Origin of the sequence: Mycoplana sp. MJR14 (assembly GCF_029210525.1) — a bacterium.
Classification (GTDB): domain Bacteria; phylum Pseudomonadota; class Alphaproteobacteria; order Rhizobiales; family Rhizobiaceae; genus Mycoplana.
Genome location: NZ_JARGEO010000003.1, coordinates 449083 through 467986 on the forward strand (window position 1 = coordinate 449083; position 18904 = coordinate 467986).

Genomic DNA, 18904 nt, shown 5'->3' on the forward strand with positions numbered 1-18904 from the left:
TCGTCCTTCAACTGGAATCTGGCGATGACCGAGACAATTCATCTCAAGACCATCGAAAAGCGGCTGCTGTGGCTCTCCCACTGGATGATCCATCACGCCAACCACATCCGACCCAAGGTCGACGGCATCAAGATCGGTGGGCACCAGGCGAGTTCGGCCTCCGTGGTATCGATCACGGCCGCGCTCTATTTCTCGGCGCTCCGGCCGGAGGACCGCGTCGCCGTCAAGCCGCATGCGGCACCGGTCTTCCACGCCGTGCAATATCTGATGGGGCGGCAGACCCGCGAGAAGCTCATGAACTTTCGCGGCTTCGGCGGGGTGCAGAGCTATCCGAGCCGGACAAAGGATGTCGACGACGTGGACTTCTCCACCGGCTCCGTCGGCCTCGGCGTCGGTATCACCGCGCTCGCCTCGACGGTCCAGGACTTCGTCCGCGCCAAGGAATGGGGCCAAGGCAAGCTCGGTCGCATGGTGGCACTCGTCGGCGATGCCGAGCTCGACGAGGGCAATGTCTACGAGACCTTGCAGGAAGGCTGGAAGAACGGTCTTCGGAACTGCTGGTGGATCATCGACTACAACAGGCAGTCGCTGGACGGAATTGTACGCGAGGGCCTGTTCGAACGCGTCGAGAAGATCTTCGACGCCTTCGGCTGGGACGTGGTGCGGGTGAAATATGGCGCCTTGCAGCGTACCGCCTTCGCCGAACCAGGTGGCGAAAAGCTTCGTGACTGGATCGACCGCTGTTCCAACCAGGAATACGCGGCGCTGACCTTCATGGGCGGCGCCGTCTGGCGCAAACGGCTCGCCGACGATCTCGGTGACCAGGGCGACGTTTCGGCGCTGATCGACCGGCGCAGCGACGCCGAGCTTTCGGCGCTGATGGAAAACCTTGGCGGCAACTGCGTCGAGACCATGGCCGAGACTTTCGCAGCGATCGACCACGACCGGCCGACCTGCTTCCTCGCCTATACGATCAAGGGCTGGAGTACGCCGATCGCCGGCCACAAGGACAATCACGGTGGCCTGATGACCACACAGCAGTTCGCCGACTGGCAGGCGCATATGGGAGTTGCGCCCGGCGAGGAATGGGAGCCGTTTGCGGGCGTGCCGGACGTCGCCGCACTCAAGGCATTTCTCGCCAAGGTCCCCTTCTTTGCCGAAGGCCCGCGTCGCTATTCCGACCATCGCCTGGCCGTGCCAGCCATCGCTCCCGACAGCCAGCGGGAAGTCTCGACGCAGATGGCGTTCGGCAAGATCCTCGACGAGCTCGCCAAAGGCGGCTCGGAGCTCGCCGCCCGTATCTTGACGACCTCGCCCGACGTCACCGGCACGACCAGCCTCGGCCCCTGGGTGAACCGTCGGAAGCTCTTCGCCCGCCAGAGCCAGACGGATGCCTTCATCGAACACCGCATCGCCTCGACAGCGAAATGGGAATTCACGCCCGAGGGCCAGCACGTCGAGCTCGGCATTGCCGAAATGAACCTCTTCCTGTTGCTCGGCGCCGCCGGCCTCAGCCATTCGCTGTTCGGCAAGCGGCTGATCCCGATCGGCACTGTCTATGATCCCTTTGTCTGCCGAGGCCTCGATGCGCTGAACTATGCCTGCTATCAGGATGCACGCTTCATGATCGTCGGCACGCCGTCGGGAGTGACGCTGGCGCCCGAGGGCGGTGCGCACCAGTCGATCGGCACACCGCTGATCGGCATGAGCCAGGATGGTCTGGCAGCCTTCGAACCAGCCTTTGCCGATGAGCTGGCCGTCATCATGGAGTGGGCCTTCGACTACCTGCAGCGCGACGGCGAGAATGATCCGGACGAACGCACCTGGCTTCGCGACGAAACCGGCGGTTCAGTCTATCTGCGGCTGACCACCAAGCCGCTCGAACAACCGCTGAAGCGGGTCGACGACGATTTTCGTCAGGGGGCGATCGACGGCGCCTATTGGCTGAGGAAACCGGGGCCCAACTGTGCAGTCGTCATTGCCTATCAGGGCGCTGTCGCCGACGAAGCAATTGCAGCAGCCGGCATGATCGGCGAAGTCCGCCGCGATATCGGCGTACTCGCCGTTACCTCGGCAGATCGCCTGAACGCCGGCTGGACGGCGGCGCAGCGCGAACGTGCCCGCGGCAATCCACGAGCCACGAGCCATATCGAACGGCTGCTCGATCCTCTGCCGGGCCATTGCGCCATCATCACCGTCATCGACGGTCATCCGGCTACGCTCTCGTGGCTCGGCGCCGTCGCCGGTCACCGGACGATTCCGCATGGCGTCGAGCATTTCGGACAGACTGGCACGATCGGCGATCTCTACCGGCATTTCCGGCTCGATCGCGATGCGCTTGTGGCGTCTGCCATGGCGTTGACGGCGGGCCGCAAGACAGCCGCGGGCCAGGAAGCGCTGCTCTTCCCGTAGCGACACGCGCCGGGCAGGCGCACACCTTGGGGAACGCGATGAAAAGGCAGATCGGTCAATCGGGACGTGACGGTCGAAGACGCGGCCTGCTGGTCAATGTCGCGCATGGTTGTCAATCGCGAAGGGAACCTTGGATGCCGCCTTCAGGATCACGGAATGCTCAGTCCCGGTTCCTGCCGTTCACCTCGGACCCGGTCGGACCCAGGATGTCTTCGAACAGCCTCCTGTCTCCGTCGCGCACGAGAAAACCGGGCAGCTCTCGCTGCACCCAATCTCTCAGCCGACGGGTAAGGTCCGGGTCGTCACAGTGCTCCAGGCGATGAAGCACCAGCGCGCCAAGCAGGATCTTGCGGCGTGTGTCTTGGGCGCGCTCCTGTTTTCCGAGCCGGGCCTTAAGCGCCTTCTTGCGCTCTTCGAGCTCAGCGAGGCGCTGTGAGATCGATTTGCGTGCCATGAGGTTCTCCAGATGCTTGTGGTCAGCAAGAGACTTCGCGACTGGGTGTTGCATGAGGAGAGTATTCGGCGTCGCGGAATGCACAACCCTAAACAGGCATGGGAATGTTGCATCCTGCATGATCCCGAACGGAGGGAGCGTAGCGAACGAAGTACCAAGGGCGCACTTACGAGTTGCGTTGCAACTCGCTGCCTGATATGGTTGTGCAGCTTCGAGGGTGTCGCTTGGCCATCTACCATTGCAGCATGAAGCCGATCGCCCGAAGCGGAGGCCGTAGCGCGGTCGCTGCGATCGCCTATCGCACCGCGACCAGGATGGTGAACGAGCGCGACGGCATCGTGCATGACTTCACAAACAAGCAAGGTGTCGAGCATTCCGAGATCGTTCTGCCGGATGCCGTCGATGCAACCTGGGCGTTGGATCGTTCGAGGTTGTGGAACGCGGTGGAGAAGGCCGAGAACCGCAAGGATGCGCGGATCGCGCGTGAGTTCGAAGTGGCGCTTCCGCATGAGATGAGTGCGAATGACCGTCTGACACTGACGCGCGACTTTGCGCGGGAGCTGGCGAACCGCTATGGCGCTGCGGTCGACTTCTCCGTTCACCGGCCGCAGGGCGAAACGGACATCCGGAACTTCCACGCACATGTGGTGATGACAACGCGTGTCGTGACGGAGCAGGGACTCGGCGACAAAACCTTGATCGAGCGCGAGAACAAATGGCTGCTGAACAATGATCACCCGACCTCACAGATGCAGTTGCGCGAGATCAGAGAGCTCTGGGAGCATCACGCCAACCGCCATCTGGCGCGACTGGGTCTGGATGTTCGGGTCGACCATCGCTCGCATCTGGAACGTGGTCTCGAGATCGAACCGACTGGGCATATGGGTGTGCACGCCTCGCAGATGGAGCGGCGGGGCCTCGGTGTGTCCCGAGGCCGGATCGATGACAAGGCGGCGCGGTCGAATGCTGAATTGATCCGCAGGAAACCCGATCAGGTGCTCTCGATCATCACCGGTGAGAAGAGCGTATTCGATCGTCATGACGTGGCGCGAGCACTGCACCGATACATCGACGACCCGCAGGGTTTTCGCAACGCCTTTGCAGCGGTCATGGCATCACCAGCGCTCGTAGAACTGAAACCGGAAACCGAAACCGAGCTTGCCCGCTATTCGACCCGCGAGATGGTCGAGATCGAGCATGCCATGGCGGCATGCGCGCAGCGTATGAGCCAATCGGCCAGGCACCTGGTCCAGCGCCGTCATGTCGAGCGCGCGCTGGCTGTACAAGACGCGGCCATCCGCACAAACGCCACTTCGCCCCGTCCCTCGGAGCCTGCGCAGCAGCGCAGAGCGGCAGATCGCGCCGGGGCGACAGTGCATATGGGGCTCAGCGATGAGCAGCGTCTTGCGGTGCATCACATCACCGGGTCGGAGCAGATTGCGGCTGTGATCGGCTTTGCCGGAGCGGGCAAGTCGACGATGCTCGCTGCCGCGCGCGAGGCCTGGGCCGCTCAGGGTTACCGGGTGCATGGTGCTGCCCTTGCCGGCAAGGCGGCCGAAGGACTGGAAGAATCGTCCGGCATTGTGGCACGCACGCTCGCCTCCTGGGAGTACGGCTGGCAGAACGGCAGGGGTCTTTTTACAAGCAACGATGTGCTCGTCATCGATGAGGCCGGCATGATCGGAAGCCGTCAGCTTGCGCGCTTTATCAGGCAGGCAGAGGTTTCGGGTGCAAAGCTTGTGCTTGTCGGCGACCACGAGCAGTTGCAGGCGATCGGCGCCGGGTCACCCTTCCGGGCCATCGTCGAGCAGATCGGCGCAGTCGAACTCTCCGAAATCCGTCGTCAGGGCACAGCCTGGCAGCGTGAAGCGTCTGTTGCCTTTGCCACGCATCGTACCGCCGAGGGACTGGCGATCTATGCTGAACGTGGCGCGGTTCAGTTTCTTGACAATCGTGACGAGGCTCGAGCCGCTTTGGTTCGCGACTATCTTACGGACATCGAGAACCGACCGGACGGCTCGCGCATCGCACTTGCACACCGTCGGGTCGATGTGAGAGCCATCAATGCCGACATCCGCCCATGCCTCCAGGAAAAGAAGCTCCTGGCGAGAGGTGATGGAAATGATGCGGCGCTCGGGTGTGAACGCGTCTATCTCACAAACGACGGCAAGCGGTCCTTCGCCCGCGGCGACCGCATCGTGCTGCTCGAAAACAACCGCGATCTCGGATTGAAAAATGGCATGCTTGGCACCGTTGAGACCGTCGAGCCCGATACACTTCAGATCCGACTCGATGGTGGTGCAAAGGGAAGCAGCCGCTCGGTCTCCATACCGGTCGACCGTTACCGCTCCTTCGACCATGGATACGCCACCACAATTCACAAGTCACAAGGGGCGACGGTCGACTGCGCCTTTGTCATGGCATCCGCCACGATGGACCGACATCTTGCCTATGTCGCGATGACGCGTCATCGCGACGAGGTGCGGCTTTATGCCGGCCGGGACGAGTTGAAGGATATCAAGGTCCTCGGCGCCAGCATGGGACGATCGGGGGCGAAGGAAACGACACTCGACTACACCGGCGCGTTTGCCGAGAGGAGGGGGCTGGCGGAGCGGTTCGGGATTGGCAGCGAGATAAAGATCGCGCCTTCCCGGGATCTTGTGTCGCATGTTGGTTCGCAAAAGACGACTGACGATCGCGAGCCTGCGCGTTCGATCCTTTCGACGCCGCCGGAAAGGTCAGGCGTCGATCACCAGACTGTCGCGCCGCTTGTCCCGGCCATTACCTCCTACGCGCGCAGCGTCGACGACATTGCCTACGAAAGAGCCTGGTCGGATTTCGACTGGCGCATGGCATTGCTGCGATCGTTTGGACAAGAGGTCTTTCTTGATCCGGATGTTGTCGCTGCCAAGATTGCCTCGGCCATCGTCGACAAGGGCGTGGACGGTCAGACGCTTGCGAAATCGGTTGCCGAGCGTCCGGAGCAATTCGGTGAATTGCGGGGCAGAGCAGGGGTGTTCGGCGAAAACAAGGAGCGCAGGGCCGCCCGCAGGTCTGCACACGCCCTTAGCAATCATGTTGCGGCCGCAGCCAGAACCTGGTCTCGGCGACTGAAGGCCGAGCGCGACGCCGAGATCTGGCAGCGGGAGAAGAGAGACATAGTGGAAGTTCCCGGGATCACACAAGACAGTGAGCGTATTCTGAAGCAGTTCGATGGGCTGTCCCACGCGCAGAAGCCACAGTTCCTGGAGGCGCTCGCCCGAGACCCGGAAGGAAGAAGGGCGCTGGACGAGGCAGGGCGGATCGCCCAAGCGCTTCAGCAGCGCTTCGGCAGTTCCGATCCGCGTTCGTTCAAGGAAAAGCTCGACCGGCTCGGTTTGGCCGACGTGGCCCAGATTGAACGGATCAACGACATCGCCCGCCTCGTCGATCGCGCCCAACATGTTGAACTGAGCCGGAGGTATGAGCTCACGCGCGCATTGACCAAGAGGGCGGGATTGAGGATGTAGCTCGCTCGCTGGGCCTGCCTGCGCTTTTACTCGCTGGAATTCCTGGGGCCACGAAGAAGCCGCCATACGCGCCCTGGTGGAGTTTTCTGAGGTATTGTGTTTGCCTGGTGGGGCAGAAGCCCCAGCGCCAGTGCCCCTTGCAGTGGGGAGTGAAACAGCGGCTGAGCGTCGCGTCTCGCTGCGATTTTCTCGGGGCGGGGAAGCCTCGCTTAAGCTTTGCCCGGCCGCTCCGGGCTCCATTGCCGGGAAGGGAACTCCATCCTGGTACCCTGCCGCGACGATAGTTCGCACCTATCGGAAATGGTGGTTTTATCTATTTCAATTATCGGGACAACATGTCTATGTTGCGCCGCGGAAGCGATCTATCGCTTTGCAGCAATTTCTGACAGGAGTTCCCATGGCCCTCATCAACACCCCCATCAAGCCGTTCAAGGCGCAGGCCTTCAAGCAAGGCAAATTCATCGAAGTGACCGAAGCCGACATTCAGGGCAAGTGGGCCGTCTTTTTCTTCTACCCCGCCGATTTCACCTTCGTCTGCCCCACCGAACTTGGTGACGTTGCCGACCACTATGCCGAGCTGCAGCGTCTGGGCGTGGAAGTCTTTTCGGTCTCCACCGATACGCACTTTACCCACAAGGCCTGGCACGACAGCTCCGAGACCATCGGCAAGATCCAGTATGCGATGATCGGGGACCCGACCGGCACCATCACCCGCAATTTCGACGTCATGCGCGAAGGCGAAGGCCTGGCCGATCGCGGCACGTTCATCGTCGATCCGGATGGCATCATCCAGGCGATGGAGATCACCGCCGAAGGCATCGGGCGCAATGCTGCCGACCTGCTGCGCAAGATCAAGGCTGCGCAGTATGTCCGCGCCCATCCCGGCGAAGTCTGCCCGGCCAAGTGGGAGGAAGGCGAAAAGACGCTCGCTCCGTCGCTGCACCTCGTCGGCAAGATCTGATTTCGACAATGTCCCACCCCGCCGACCCGTCGGCGGGGTGGCATTCGCCCACCGCGTTCCGTGAGGACCGCGGCTGCAGTCTATGAATTTTGGTGGAGTGCCCAATGCTCGACGAAAACTTGAAATCCCAGCTTAAGGCCTATCTCGAAAAGGTCGTTCGCCCGATCGAAATCGTGGCATCCGTCGACGACAGCGCGAAGTCGAAGGAGATGATGGAGCTCCTGAACGCACTCGTCGGGCTCTGCGACAAGATCACCGTCGGCGAGCGCCGCGACGACGGTGAACGGGCGCCGTCCTTTTCGCTCGACAGCCCCGGCCACGATATCAAGCTGCGCTTCGCCGGCATTCCGATGGGCCACGAGTTCACTTCGCTGGTGCTGGCGCTGCTGCAGGTCGGCGGCCATCCGCCGCGCATTGAGCAGGCCATCATCGACCAGATCCGCGACCTCGACGGCGAACTGACGTTCGAGACCTATTTCTCGCTCTCCTGCCAGAACTGCCCCGACGTGGTGCAGGCGCTGAACCTGATGGCGGTGCTGAACCCGCGCATCAGACATGTGGCCATTGACGGCGGCGTGTTTCCGTCCGAGGTCGAGCGCCGGCAGGTCATGTCGGTGCCGACCGTCTATTTGAATGGCGAACTGTTCGGGCAGGGCCGCATGGAGATCGAGGCGATCGTCGCCCGGCTCGACACCAATTCGGTCGCCCGCGCCGCCGAGAAGCTCAACGCGCGCGATGCCTACGACGTCCTGGTGGTCGGCGGCGGTCCGGCCGGCGCTGCAGCGGCAATCTACGCGGCCCGCAAGGGCATCCGCACCGGCATTGCCGCCGAGCGGTTCGGCGGCCAGGTGCTGGATACGATGGCGATCGAGAACTTCATTTCCGTCCGCCACACCGAGGGCCCGCAACTCGCAGCCTCGCTCGAAGAGCACGTGCGGGAATACGACGTCGACATAATGAACCTGCAGCGGGCGGAAAAGCTCGTGCCCGGCGAGGACATGATCGCCGTCGAGCTTGCCAACGGCGCGACCCTCCGCTCCAGGACGGTGGTCCTTTCCACCGGCGCGCGCTGGCGGCAGATGGGGGTTCCGGGCGAGGATCACTATCGCAACAGGGGAGTAGCCTATTGCCCGCATTGCGACGGCCCGCTGTTCAAGGGCAAGCGCGTGGCCGTGATCGGCGGCGGCAACTCGGGCGTGGAGGCGGCAATCGATCTCGCCAACATCGTCAGTCATGTGACGCTGATCGAGTTCGACAACAAGCTGCGCGCCGACGACGTGCTTCAACGCAAGCTCCGCAGCCTTCCCAATGTCGACGTTCTGCTTTCGGCCAAGACGACCGAGGTTCTCGGTGACGGCCAGAAGGTCACCGGTCTGGTCTATGAGAACCGCGTCGCCGGCCAGCGCCACACGCTGGCGCTCGAAGGCATCTTCGTCCAGATCGGCCTTTTGCCGAACACGGAATGGCTGAAGGGCACGGTGGCGCTCTCGCCGCGCGGCGAAATCATCGTCGATCACCATGGTCAGACGTCTGTCCCCGGCATCTTTGCCGCTGGCGATTGCACGACCGTCCCCTACAAGCAGATCGTCATCGCGGTCGGCGAGGGGGCCAAGGCGTCGCTTTCCGCCTTCGACCATCTGATGCGGACGTCGGCACCCGAGACCGGTTCCGCTCAGGCTGCCTGATGCCGTCGCGCGCCGCGTCCGCAAGACGCGGCGCAGCTGTCAGATGAGATGCGGCAAGCGGCGGGGATCGATTGCGACCTCCGCAAACCGTACACGGATCGAAGACGAATGACGCTGCGCGAGCTGGAATACCTGATCGCCCTCGCCGACCACCGCCATTTCGGCCGGGCCGCGGCCACCTGCCACGTCAGCCAGCCGACGCTGTCCATGCAGATCCGCAAGCTCGAGGAGGATCTCGGCGCGCCGCTGGTCGAGCGGTCGCCGAAGACCGTGATGCTGACGCCGTTCGGCCGCGACGTCGTTGCGCGGGCGCGGCGCATCATGACCGAGGTAGGCGAGATGCGCCGGTCGGCGATGAGCTTCCGCAATCCGGAGACCGGTTCGCTGCGGCTCGGCGTCTTCCCCACGCTCGGCCCCTATCTGTTGCCACATGTCGTGCCCCGCATCCGGGCACACTATCCGAAGCTGGAACTGCTGCTGTTCGAGGAAAAGAGCGAAAGCCTGATGGTGCGGCTGCGGGAGGGCCGGCTCGATGCCACTCTGCTTGCGCTTCCCGTCGACGATGACCGGCTGCAGACGGAATTTCTGTTCGAGGAACGCTTCCTCCTCGCCGTCCCGGCAACGCACGCCCTGGCAAAACGCCGCTGCCTGGCGCTCGACGAGCTCTCTGGCTACGACCTGATGCTGTTGGAGGAGGGGCACTGCCTGCGCGACCAGGCCCTCGATGTCTGCCGCGCGTCGGGTGCTGCCGAGCGCGCCTCGTTTCGCGCCACAAGCCTCGAGACGCTCCGGCAGATGGTCGGCGCCGACGTCGGCATGACGCTCTTGCCGGAACTGTCGACGCGGTCTGCGGCTTCGGAACACGTCCGGCTCCTGCGCTTCAACAATGTGGCTCCGAGCCGCCAGATCGCACTGTGCTGGCGCAAGAGCTCGGCCATGGGCGGGTTCCTGGCGGATGTTGCCCTGCTGTTGCGTGATGTCGCGCAGGCCCTTCTTGCCGAGGAACAGCTGGACAAGGCGAGCTGAAGGCTGTGGTCGGCTGCACCGGCAGGTGGTGCCCCTTCTTCTTCAGCTATCGAAATCAGGAAGAATTAATCCTCCCGCTTTACGGCGCGTTCTCACTTTTCGCCTACAGATGTCCCGGACGAAATTCAGGCAGGGCGATATCGTGGCATATGGACTGAAGGCAATCGTGGACGCGGCACCCGACCGAACCACACTCCTGGAGCGGCTGTCGGTTGCCCATGCCCGCATCGAAGCCTCGTTTCTCGAAGGCGGGGCAACCCTCGTCTCCGTCATGGAAATGGTCAACGGCCTGATCGAGACGCTGGACCGCTTTACCCGCACACTGGACGGGGAGACGGCCAACGCGACGATCGAGGGGCTGCAGCGCACGATAGGCGATCTCGCCAACCTGCCGCAACTGGCCGGTGCCCGCCAGGCGTCGTTCGACCGTATCGCCGACCTGTGCACGGCCGCCTTCGGACATGTCGAGGAGATGCGCGAGACTTTCCGTTATCTGAAGGTGTTCGCAACGACCGTAAAGATCACCGGCGCGGGCCTGGCGGAGTTTGCGGAGTTCGCCGACGAAATCCGCGAACGTATCCTGTTCGGTGCGAACGAAATCGACCGTTTCGCCATAGAGCTCGAGCGCATGCGCGGGGAACTGTCGAATGCGCGCCTGATTTCGGCAGGCATCCTCGGCGATTTTGAAGCGACGATTCCGGCCGTGGTCGCCAATCTTGCCGAAAACACCAAGCGGATGAAACTCCAGCACGAGAACATGGCCAAGCTCGCCGCAGACGTCAGGACCGTCGCCGGGGCTGTCCAGCGCAAGATTGCCACCGCCCTTTCGGCGCTGCAGATCGGCGACATCACGCGCCAGCGCATCGAGCATGTGCAGTCGAGCTTCGACCTGCTTGAGGCATTCCTGTCCTCCGGCGAGGCGGCCGGCCTTGCGCCGGCGGATCATGCCCGCGTGGAGGGAGCGGTCCTGCGTCTGGCGCACGCGCAGCTCGACGAGACGATGGCCGATTTCAGCGAGAAATGCGCGAGCATCTTCTCGACCATCTCTTCCTTCAGCGCGGATGCCTCGCGCATCCTGGCCCTGCGTGACGACCTTGCCCGGCCGCACAACGGTACGGATGACAGCATCCTTGCGATCATGGCCGGCGATCTCGGCCAGGCCTGCGCGCTCGTGGCGGGCGTCGAGGGCCGCAGCCAGGATTCGACGGCGCTGGCCGCCTCGGTGACCGAGGCGGTGCATGCGCTGATCGCGATGATCGAGACGATCCGCCTGATCAAGACCGACATCCACCACATGGCCCTCAATTCGAACCTGCGCTGCTCGCGGCTCGGCGACGAGGGCCGGTCGGTCAACGTCGTCAGCGGGGAGCTGCGCAATTTCGCCGGCAAGCTGGAAGCACCCGCCGACGCGGTCGTGGACGAGATGCGGCGCGTGGAGACCGCCGCCGCAGCCCTCAGTGCCGCGCAGGAGGGCGACGTCGCCTCCCTCAGCGCCCCGCTCGCCGACGCCCGCCAGGCGATCGCCACCGTGTCTGCCGAGATGGACCAGAGCATCGGAGCCCTGGCGGAGGAGGGCAATGCCGTGTTCGGCCGTATCGCAGCTGCCGTGCAGGCGCTCGATTTCCAAAGCAACCTGGGTGACGTGCTGGAAGGTTGCGTGACGATCGCGGCCGACATGGCAGAAGGTGTCGATGCCTCGTCGGCCGGCGCCGAAGCGCTCGGGCGTCAGATCTATGCGATCTATACGATGGCACAGGAGCGCGACATCCACCTGGCCCACTTTCCCGCAAGTGCGACGGATGTGCCGGTTCGGCAGCCGGCTGCGGCGTCGCAGAGCGATGAGGCGCTCTTCGAGGACGCGCTATTCTAGGCCCTGCCGGGGCTCAGGCTGCGGCTGCGACGGCGGGCCGCCGAATGGCGAACCGGTTCGTCACCAGCGCCTCGACCTCGTCGGCATATTGCATCGCATTGTGGATCGCCTTGTCGAGGTTGCTGACCCTGTCAGGCATAAGCCGGTGCAGGAAGGTCCTGTATTCGAACATGTCGCGATAGGCGGAGCGCTCGATGATCGGCGTGTCGAGCATGCGCACCTGGCGTGACGCCAAGAGCTGCTTGACGGCTTGCAGGGCGCGGGTGGTCACGAGCGAATTGACCCGGGACAGCAGCACGGCATGGGGAATGCGGATGCCGGCCTTGTCGTCCAGGTACTTCAGGAGTTCCAGCACCTGGGCGCCGCCCTGGGCATCCATCGAACTGCCCTGGATGGGAATGACGACGAAATCGGAAAGTCCGAGTGTGGTAGCCAGAAGCGGCGACTGGGCGCCCGGAAGGTCGACGATCACGTAGTCGCTCTTCGGCCGATACTCGGAAATGGTGCGCGACAGCGAGGCGAGCGAGACATAGGTGGCGACCGTGAGGTTGGCGACGGGTTCCGCACCTTCGAACCAGCGCGAGATCCAGCGCTGCGGGTCGGTGTCGATGATCGATATGCGATGGCCGCGGCGGACGAGTTCGGTGGCAAGGAGAAGGACGGCCGTCGTCTTGCCGGCCCCGCCCTTGGTGTTGGCGAAAGTGATGACGGACATCGCGAACCTCGCATTTCGGCAGGCATTTGCGCCCGATCCGCACCGACTCGTGGTGCCCGGTCATCTTCCGAAATTATGGTTAACCGCCGGTGAATCCGGCGTGCCAACAGCGCGCATCTAACGCCGGCGATCCTCGGCGAGGATCTCGCGCGCAATCTGGGCAAGCGGTACGACGCGGTTGACGCCGCCGCGGGCGATGGCTTCCTTCGGCATGCCGAAGACGACCGAGGTCGCTTCGTCCTGTGCAATCGTGTGGGCCCCGGCCTGGCGCATTTCCAGCATGCCGCGCGCGCCGTCATCGCCCATGCCGGTCATGATCACGCCCATGGCGTTCGAGCCGGCCGAACGGGCGGCGGAGCGAAACAGGACATCGACCGAGGGGCGGTGGCGGGAGACGAGCGGCCCGGCGCGTACCGAGACCTGGTAGCGCGCGCCATGCCGCTCGAGAAGCATGTGGTGGTCGCCAGGAGCGATCAGCACATGCCCGCGCAGAACCGGATCGCCATCCGCCGCTTCCTTGACCTCGACCTCGCACAGGCTGTTGAGGCGCCTGGCGAACGCGGCGGTGAATTTCTCCGGCATATGCTGGACGATGACCATGCCCGGAGCGTTCGCGGGCAGCATTTCCAGCATCTCGCGCAGCGCCTCCGTGCCGCCGGTGGAGGCGCCCACGCAGACGACCATTTCCGTCGTCCGCGCCATCGGCCTGCCGGACGGTGGCGGCAGCATGACGTCGGCAGTCAGCTTCTTCTGCGTCCCAGACTGTGAGGCCGAGCGGGCCGCCGTTGCAGGACGCTGGCGCAGACGCGCCTGGGCGGCACTCTTCACCGCTTCGCAGATGCGTGTCGCCTGCTCGGCCAGATGGTCGGCCGCACCGATGCGCGGCTTCAGGATCACGTCCACGGCTCCGGCCTCCAGGGCCTGCATCAGCGTCTCGGTGCCTTCCTCCGTCAGCGACGAGCACATGACCACGGGAATAGGGTGCTGCGACATCAGCTTGCGCAGGAAGGTAATCCCATCCATGCGCGGCATTTCGACATCCAGCGTGATGACGTCGGGAACCTCTTCCTGGATGCGCTTGGCGGCGATGAACGGGTCGGAGGCCGTTCCGACCACCTCGATATCGGGATCGGACTGCAGCACGGAAGCGAGCGTCTGGCGAACGCTGGCGGAGTCGTCGATGATCAGGACGCGGATCTTGCGGACGGCCAAGCGCTCACTCCTTGATGAAGACTGTGTTGGCGAGCTGGCGGACGGGGAGGTTCATCGCTGTAATGGACTCCGAATGCCCGATGAAGAGGTAGCCGCCGGGCCTGAGGCATTCGCAGAGCCGGGTCATCACGTGCAACTGCGTCTTCTTGTCGAAATAGATCAGTACGTTCCGGCAGAAGATCATGTGCATCGGCTCGCCGACGCGATAGGTGGCGTCCATCAGGTTCAGGCGCATGAACCCGACCTTGGCGCGCAGCTGCGGGGCAATGCGGACGACGCGGCGGGTCGAATCCTTGGCCTGCATGACGAAGCGCCGCGACATGTCCTCTGGCACCGGATCGACCATCTCGGCCGGATAGATGCCGCGCCGTGCCTTTTCCAGCACCTCGGTCGAAAGATCGGTCGCAAGGATCGAGTAGTCGGGGCCGCCGGCCTCCTTGCGGAAATCTTCCAGCACCATGGCCATGGTGTAGGGCTCTGCGCCGATGGAGCAGGCCGAGCTCCATGCCCGGATGCGGCGGACACCCTTCTCCTGAAGGGTCGGAAGCGCCACCTCGCGCATGTAGTCGAAATGGTTCGGCTCGCGGAAGAAATCCGTCTTGTTGGTGGTGACGACGTCGATCAGATAGATCGATTCGCGTGCCAGCCCGTCCTGGTCGAACAAGAAGTTGCAGTAGTCATCGAACGTCGGAAGTCCGGTGGCGCGCAAGCGCCGGCGCAGACGCCCCTCCAGCATGGTCAGCTTGGTCGGGGGCATCTTTATGCCGCTATAGTCGAAGATGTAGGCAGACAGCCGCTTGAAGTTACGAGAACTCAGACGGTCGCCGTGGGAGAGGGATGCAGCGACGGGCATCGGCTGTGCCTCTCAGGCAACCGCGGCGGCGGCCGCCGATGCGATCGCCGCCCCGCCATCGGAGAAGAGCCGGGCGAGATTGATGATGACGACGAAGTCACCCTCGCGGCGGACCACCCCCTCGATGTAGTCGGAGCGCCAGCGCACGCCGATATCCGGTGCGTTGTCGATCGCATCCCGGCGGAAGGGCGTGACCTCGAACACCTTGTCGGCCACGAGTCCCAGGGTGAGCGTGCGTTCGCCGATCGGAATGTCGAGCACGAGCACGCGCGTGTGTGGTGTTCTTGCCGTGGCCGACATTCCAAGCCGGAGCCGCAGATCGATGACCGGGACGCCCTGGCCGCGCACGTCGCGCAGCCCGAGCAGGTAGTCTGGCCCATGCGGGATCTTGAAGGCCTCCTCGTGATCCAGGATCTCCCGGACTACGGTGACCGGCACCGCAAAGACCTCGTCTCCGAGCGCGAAGGTGACGAACTGCAGTTCGGCGGCGTTGCTGGTCATGATCATGCACTCTTCTGGAAGTCGGCGTCCTCGTCGTCGGGGCCGCCCATGGACATGTCGAGGGCGAATCCCTTCACGCGGGCCTGCTGGGCCCCAACCGAGTGCTGTGCGGGCTTGACCGCTGGCGCGGGGGCTGCGGGACGGGCGGGGATTACAGGGCGCGCGGCCGGCCTTGCCGGGGCGGCCGCAACCTGCGCCCCAGTCTGGCGGGCCTGCGCAGTGTCGATCCGGAAGAAGGCGATCGATGCCTGTAGTTCCTCGGCCTGCGCGGCGAGCTCCTCGGAGGTCGCCGACATCTCTTCCGAGGCGCCTGCGTTCTGTTGCGTCACCTTGTCGAGCTGCTGGATCGCCTCGTTGATCTGGGAGGCGCCGATGTCCTGCTCACGGCAGGCGGCCGAGATCTCGGCCACCAGCTCCGCCGTCTTGCGGATGTCGGGCACCAGCCGGTTCAGCATGTCGCCGGCCTCGGTCGCAACCTGCACCGTCTCGCCGGACAGCGCGCTGATCTCGGCTGCGGCCGCCTGGGAGCGCTCGGCGAGCTTGCGTACCTCGGAAGCAACGACGGCAAAGCCCTTGCCGTGCTCGCCGGCACGCGCGGCCTCGACGGCCGCGTTGAGCGCCAGAAGGTCGGTCTGGCGGGCGATCTCCTGGACGATCGAGATCTTCTCGGCGATCGTGCGCATGGCGCCGACGGCCCGGCCCACGGCCTCGCCACTGGTCTCGGCGTCCTTGGCCGACTGGCGGGCGATCTTTTCGGTCTGGGCGGCGTTGTCGGCGTTCTGCTTGATGTTGGCTGCCATTTCCTCCATCGAGGCGGAGGCCTCCTCGGCGGACGAAGCCTGTTCAGTGGCGCCCTGGGAAAGCTGCTCGGAGCTCGACGACAGCTCCTGGCTGCCCGACGAGACGTTGTCGGAGGCGGCGAGCGCATCGGCAACCACACCGCGAAGCCGCTCGACCATGCTCTGGAGGGAGATGCCAAGCGTGTCCTTTTCCGACAGCGGCCTGGGCGTCACGGTCAGGTCGCCGTTGGCGATCTGGTCTGCGATGTTCGCCGTATTTCGCAGGTTGCCGGTCATGATGTTGATGGTATCGACGACATCCTTGATCTCGTCGTTGGTGCGGATCTGCACGGTCTGGTCGAGGTCACCGATTGCAACTGCCTGCGCGACCACCTTGATCTTGTTGAGACCCTGGTTGACACCGAGCGCTATCCACAAGGCGGCGGCGGCGGAAAGCACAAGCGCGACGATGGCGAGCGTGACAAGCACGTAGAATGCCGCGTTGTAGCTCGCATCCGCAACCGTATCGGACTCCTGGATCGCTGTTTCGGTCAGCGCTGCAAGGCCTTCCGTCAGCGCGTCGAGCTTGTCGGCCGCGATCGCGCCTTCCGTCTGGTTTAGTTCCAGAGCCAGGTCACGCTGGCCGGAGGTGACGAGAGAGAGAACCCTGTCGTTGATGGCAAGGTAGTCGTCCCAGAAGTCGCGGATTTCCTGCCAACTCGCCTTGAATTCGCCGGTCGCATCGTTCTGGCCGTCGTTCAGCGCCTTTTCAAATGCCTGCCGCTCATTCGCAATCGTAGCCCTGGCCTTGCTGTTGCGCTCGGCCGTGGTGGCCATCAAGAGGTCGCCTTCGGCAAGACCGAGCCCATCGAAGGCCGCAGCGATGTCGTTGGCGTAGTCATCCTGCTGGATCGGCCCTTCGATGAGCTCGTTGCGCATCGTGTTCATGTCGCCGAGGCTGCGAATACCGATGCCCGCCGACAGGCAGAGGAGGGCGATCAGGAAGCCGAACGCGAGGGCCAGCTTGAGTTTTATGGTGAGGCGCATGCGGTGCTCCTTGGTGCAGCCTTGTTCTGAATCGGGCGGCCCTTCAGCGGCGCCCACTATGCGAGAAGACCGAAACACTCACCCTTCCGCGGGCCGCCCAAACGGCCGATTTTGCCGGCGTGTACACCCGCCGGAGCGATGGGCGGGGCAGGTGCGCGCCCCGCGACCATCTTTCGGATCAGGCGCTCTGCCTGAAGTCGGCGTCCTCGTCGTCGGGACCACCCATGGACATGTCGAGGGCAAAGCCCTTCACGCGGGCCTGCTGGGCGGCAACCGACTGACCGGCGGGGGTGCGGGCGGGCGTTGCCGGGCGGCTGGGCGCCGCTGGTCGGCCGGCCGGCCGGGCCGGTGCGGGCCGCGGCTGTGCCTGGCGGGCCTGCGCGGCGTTGTCGACGCGGAAGAAGGCGATCGATGCCTGCAGTTCCTCGGCCTGAGCGGCGAGCTCCTCGGAGGTCGCCGACATCTCTTCCGAGGCACCGGCGTTCTGCTGCGTCACCTTGTCGAGCTGCTGGATCGCCTCGTTGATCTGGGAGGCGCCTATGTCCTGCTCACGGCAGGCGGCCGAGATCTCGGCTACCAGCTCCGCCGTCTTGCGGATGTCGGGCACCAGCCGGTTCAGCATGTCGCCGGCCTCGGTCGCAACCTGCACCGTCTCGCCGGACAGCGCGCTGATCTCGGCTGCGGCCGCCTGGGAGCGCTCGGCGAGCTTGCGTACCTCGGAAGCAACGACGGCAAAGCCCTTGCCGTGCTCGCCGGCACGCGCGGCCTCGACGGCCGCGTTGAGCGCCAGAAGGTCGGTCTGGCGGGCGATCTCCTGGACGATCGAGATCTTCTCGGCGATCGTGCGCATGGCGCCGACGGCCCGGCCCACGGCCTCGCCACTGGTCTCGGCGTCCTTGGCCGACTGGCGGGCGATCTTTTCGGTCTGGGCGGCGTTGTCGGCGTTCTGCTTGATGTTGGCTGCCATTTCCTCCATCGAGGCGGAGGCCTCCTCGGCGGACGAAGCCTGTTCAGTGGCGCCCTGGGAAAGCTGCTCGGAGCTCGACGACAGCTCCTGGCTGCCCGACGAGACGTTGTCGGAGGCGGCGAGCGCATCGGCAACCACACCGCGAAGCCGCTCGACCATTGCATTGACGTGGCCGAGCAGCTCGCCGATCTCGTCCTTCTGGGTGATCTCGGCGGTGCTGGTCAGGTCGCCTTCTGCAACGGTGCGCACGGCGGTCGTGGCGCGGAGTAGGCCGCGGCTGATCGTCAGCGAGATCCAGATGGCTGCGATAAGGGCGATTAAAGCTGCAACGGCCGAAACGGTCAGCATCACGTTGCGGGTGTTCTCGTAGGAGGCCTGTGCATGATTGGTCACGTCGACCAGTTGCTGCTTGGAAAGCGTGACCAGTTCCTCGACGGCGTCGTCGAGTGCGTTGGCAGCCTGGCGTCCCTCGGTGACCGACACGCGTTCGGCCTGGTCGAGCGCGCCGCTCTGCATCAGCGCGCGCACCCGATCGTCGGCGGCATTCGCGTCATCGGCGAGCGCCTGGATCTTCAGCCAGCGCGGACGTCCCTCCTCGGTGGAAATGACGAGCGCGGCGTCGAGCGCCTCTTTCAGCGCGGTGCGGGCTTCATCACCCTTGGCGCGGGCGGTCTGAAGGTCCGCCGGCGTGTCGGCCCCGAGCATGTTCTTCTGCTGGCGGATGCTCTGCAGCTGGGCGATGTTGATGTTCTGCACCAGTTCCAGGCGCGTTACCGGCCCCCTGGTCATGGCGACGACGGCGTTGTTGAGCTCCGCCAGACTGATGACCGCGTAGCCCGCGGTGCCCAGGAGGAGAGTGATGAGCAAGGCAAAGGCGATGCCCAGCTTGAGCTTGATCGTGAATTTCATGCTA

Annotated in this window: 13 protein-coding genes; 6 read left to right on the plus strand and 7 right to left on the minus strand. The window is 64.3% G+C overall.

Annotation, left to right across the window (positions count from 1 at the left end):
• The first annotated feature begins 24 nt into the window (after window positions 1–24).
• A complete protein-coding gene (locus P0086_RS10105) occupies window positions 25–2412 on the plus strand; it encodes a 1-deoxy-D-xylulose-5-phosphate synthase N-terminal domain-containing protein (protein WP_112597242.1) in 2388 nt (795 codons plus the stop codon).
• A 160-nt stretch (window positions 2413–2572) separates the two neighbouring features.
• On the opposite strand, the gene P0086_RS10110 is transcribed toward P0086_RS10105, so the two are convergent.
• Window positions 2573–2866: a mobilization protein gene (locus tag P0086_RS10110; protein WP_112597244.1), complete on the minus strand. Its 294-nt coding sequence runs from the start codon at window positions 2864–2866 to the stop codon at window positions 2573–2575.
• A gap of 224 nt (window positions 2867–3090) precedes the next feature.
• Here P0086_RS10110 and traA point away from each other — a divergent pair, with 224 nt between their 5' ends.
• From traA to P0086_RS10135, 5 genes are all read left to right on the plus strand, one after another.
• Window positions 3091–6375 (plus strand): Ti-type conjugative transfer relaxase TraA, encoded by a 3285-nt coding sequence (gene traA / locus P0086_RS10115; RefSeq protein WP_275785081.1) that lies wholly within the window; start codon window positions 3091–3093, stop codon window positions 6373–6375.
• A 397-nt stretch (window positions 6376–6772) separates the two neighbouring features.
• Entirely contained in the window at window positions 6773–7336 is a 564-nt protein-coding gene (gene ahpC / locus P0086_RS10120) for an alkyl hydroperoxide reductase subunit C (protein WP_112597245.1), read from the plus strand.
• Window positions 7337–7440: 104 nt separating this feature from the next.
• Window positions 7441–9021, plus strand: a complete 1581-nt coding sequence (ahpF, locus tag P0086_RS10125) for an alkyl hydroperoxide reductase subunit F (RefSeq protein WP_112597247.1) — start codon at window positions 7441–7443, stop codon at window positions 9019–9021.
• Window positions 9022–9129: 108 nt separating this feature from the next.
• Window positions 9130–10047, plus strand: a complete 918-nt coding sequence (locus tag P0086_RS10130) for a LysR substrate-binding domain-containing protein (RefSeq protein ID WP_112597249.1) — start codon at window positions 9130–9132, stop codon at window positions 10045–10047.
• 166 nt (window positions 10048–10213) lie between these two features.
• Window positions 10214–11917, plus strand: a complete 1704-nt coding sequence (locus P0086_RS10135; RefSeq protein WP_148188042.1) for a chemotaxis protein — start codon at window positions 10214–10216, stop codon at window positions 11915–11917.
• A gap of 13 nt (window positions 11918–11930) precedes the next feature.
• Here P0086_RS10135 and P0086_RS10140 read toward each other — a convergent pair whose 3' ends face one another.
• From P0086_RS10140 to P0086_RS10165, 6 genes are all read right to left on the minus strand, one after another.
• Window positions 11931–12632 (minus strand): ParA family protein, encoded by a 702-nt coding sequence (locus P0086_RS10140; RefSeq protein WP_112597252.1) that lies wholly within the window; start codon window positions 12630–12632, stop codon window positions 11931–11933.
• A gap of 117 nt (window positions 12633–12749) precedes the next feature.
• A complete protein-coding gene (locus tag P0086_RS10145) occupies window positions 12750–13844 on the minus strand; it encodes a chemotaxis response regulator protein-glutamate methylesterase (RefSeq protein ID WP_112597254.1) in 1095 nt (364 codons plus the stop codon).
• A gap of 4 nt (window positions 13845–13848) precedes the next feature.
• Window positions 13849–14697, minus strand: a complete 849-nt coding sequence (locus P0086_RS10150; protein WP_112597256.1) for a protein-glutamate O-methyltransferase CheR — start codon at window positions 14695–14697, stop codon at window positions 13849–13851.
• Between the two features lie 12 nt (window positions 14698–14709).
• Window positions 14710–15204, minus strand: a complete 495-nt coding sequence (locus P0086_RS10155) for a chemotaxis protein CheW (protein WP_275785086.1) — start codon at window positions 15202–15204, stop codon at window positions 14710–14712.
• A complete protein-coding gene (locus tag P0086_RS10160; protein ID WP_275785088.1) occupies window positions 15201–17024 on the minus strand; it encodes a methyl-accepting chemotaxis protein in 1824 nt (607 codons plus the stop codon). The genes P0086_RS10155 and P0086_RS10160 overlap by 4 nt, the downstream gene beginning before the upstream one ends.
• A 178-nt stretch (window positions 17025–17202) precedes the next feature.
• Window positions 17203–18900: a methyl-accepting chemotaxis protein gene (locus tag P0086_RS10165; protein ID WP_275785091.1), complete on the minus strand. Its 1698-nt coding sequence runs from the start codon at window positions 18898–18900 to the stop codon at window positions 17203–17205.
• Window positions 18901–18904: the final 4 nt, after the last annotated feature.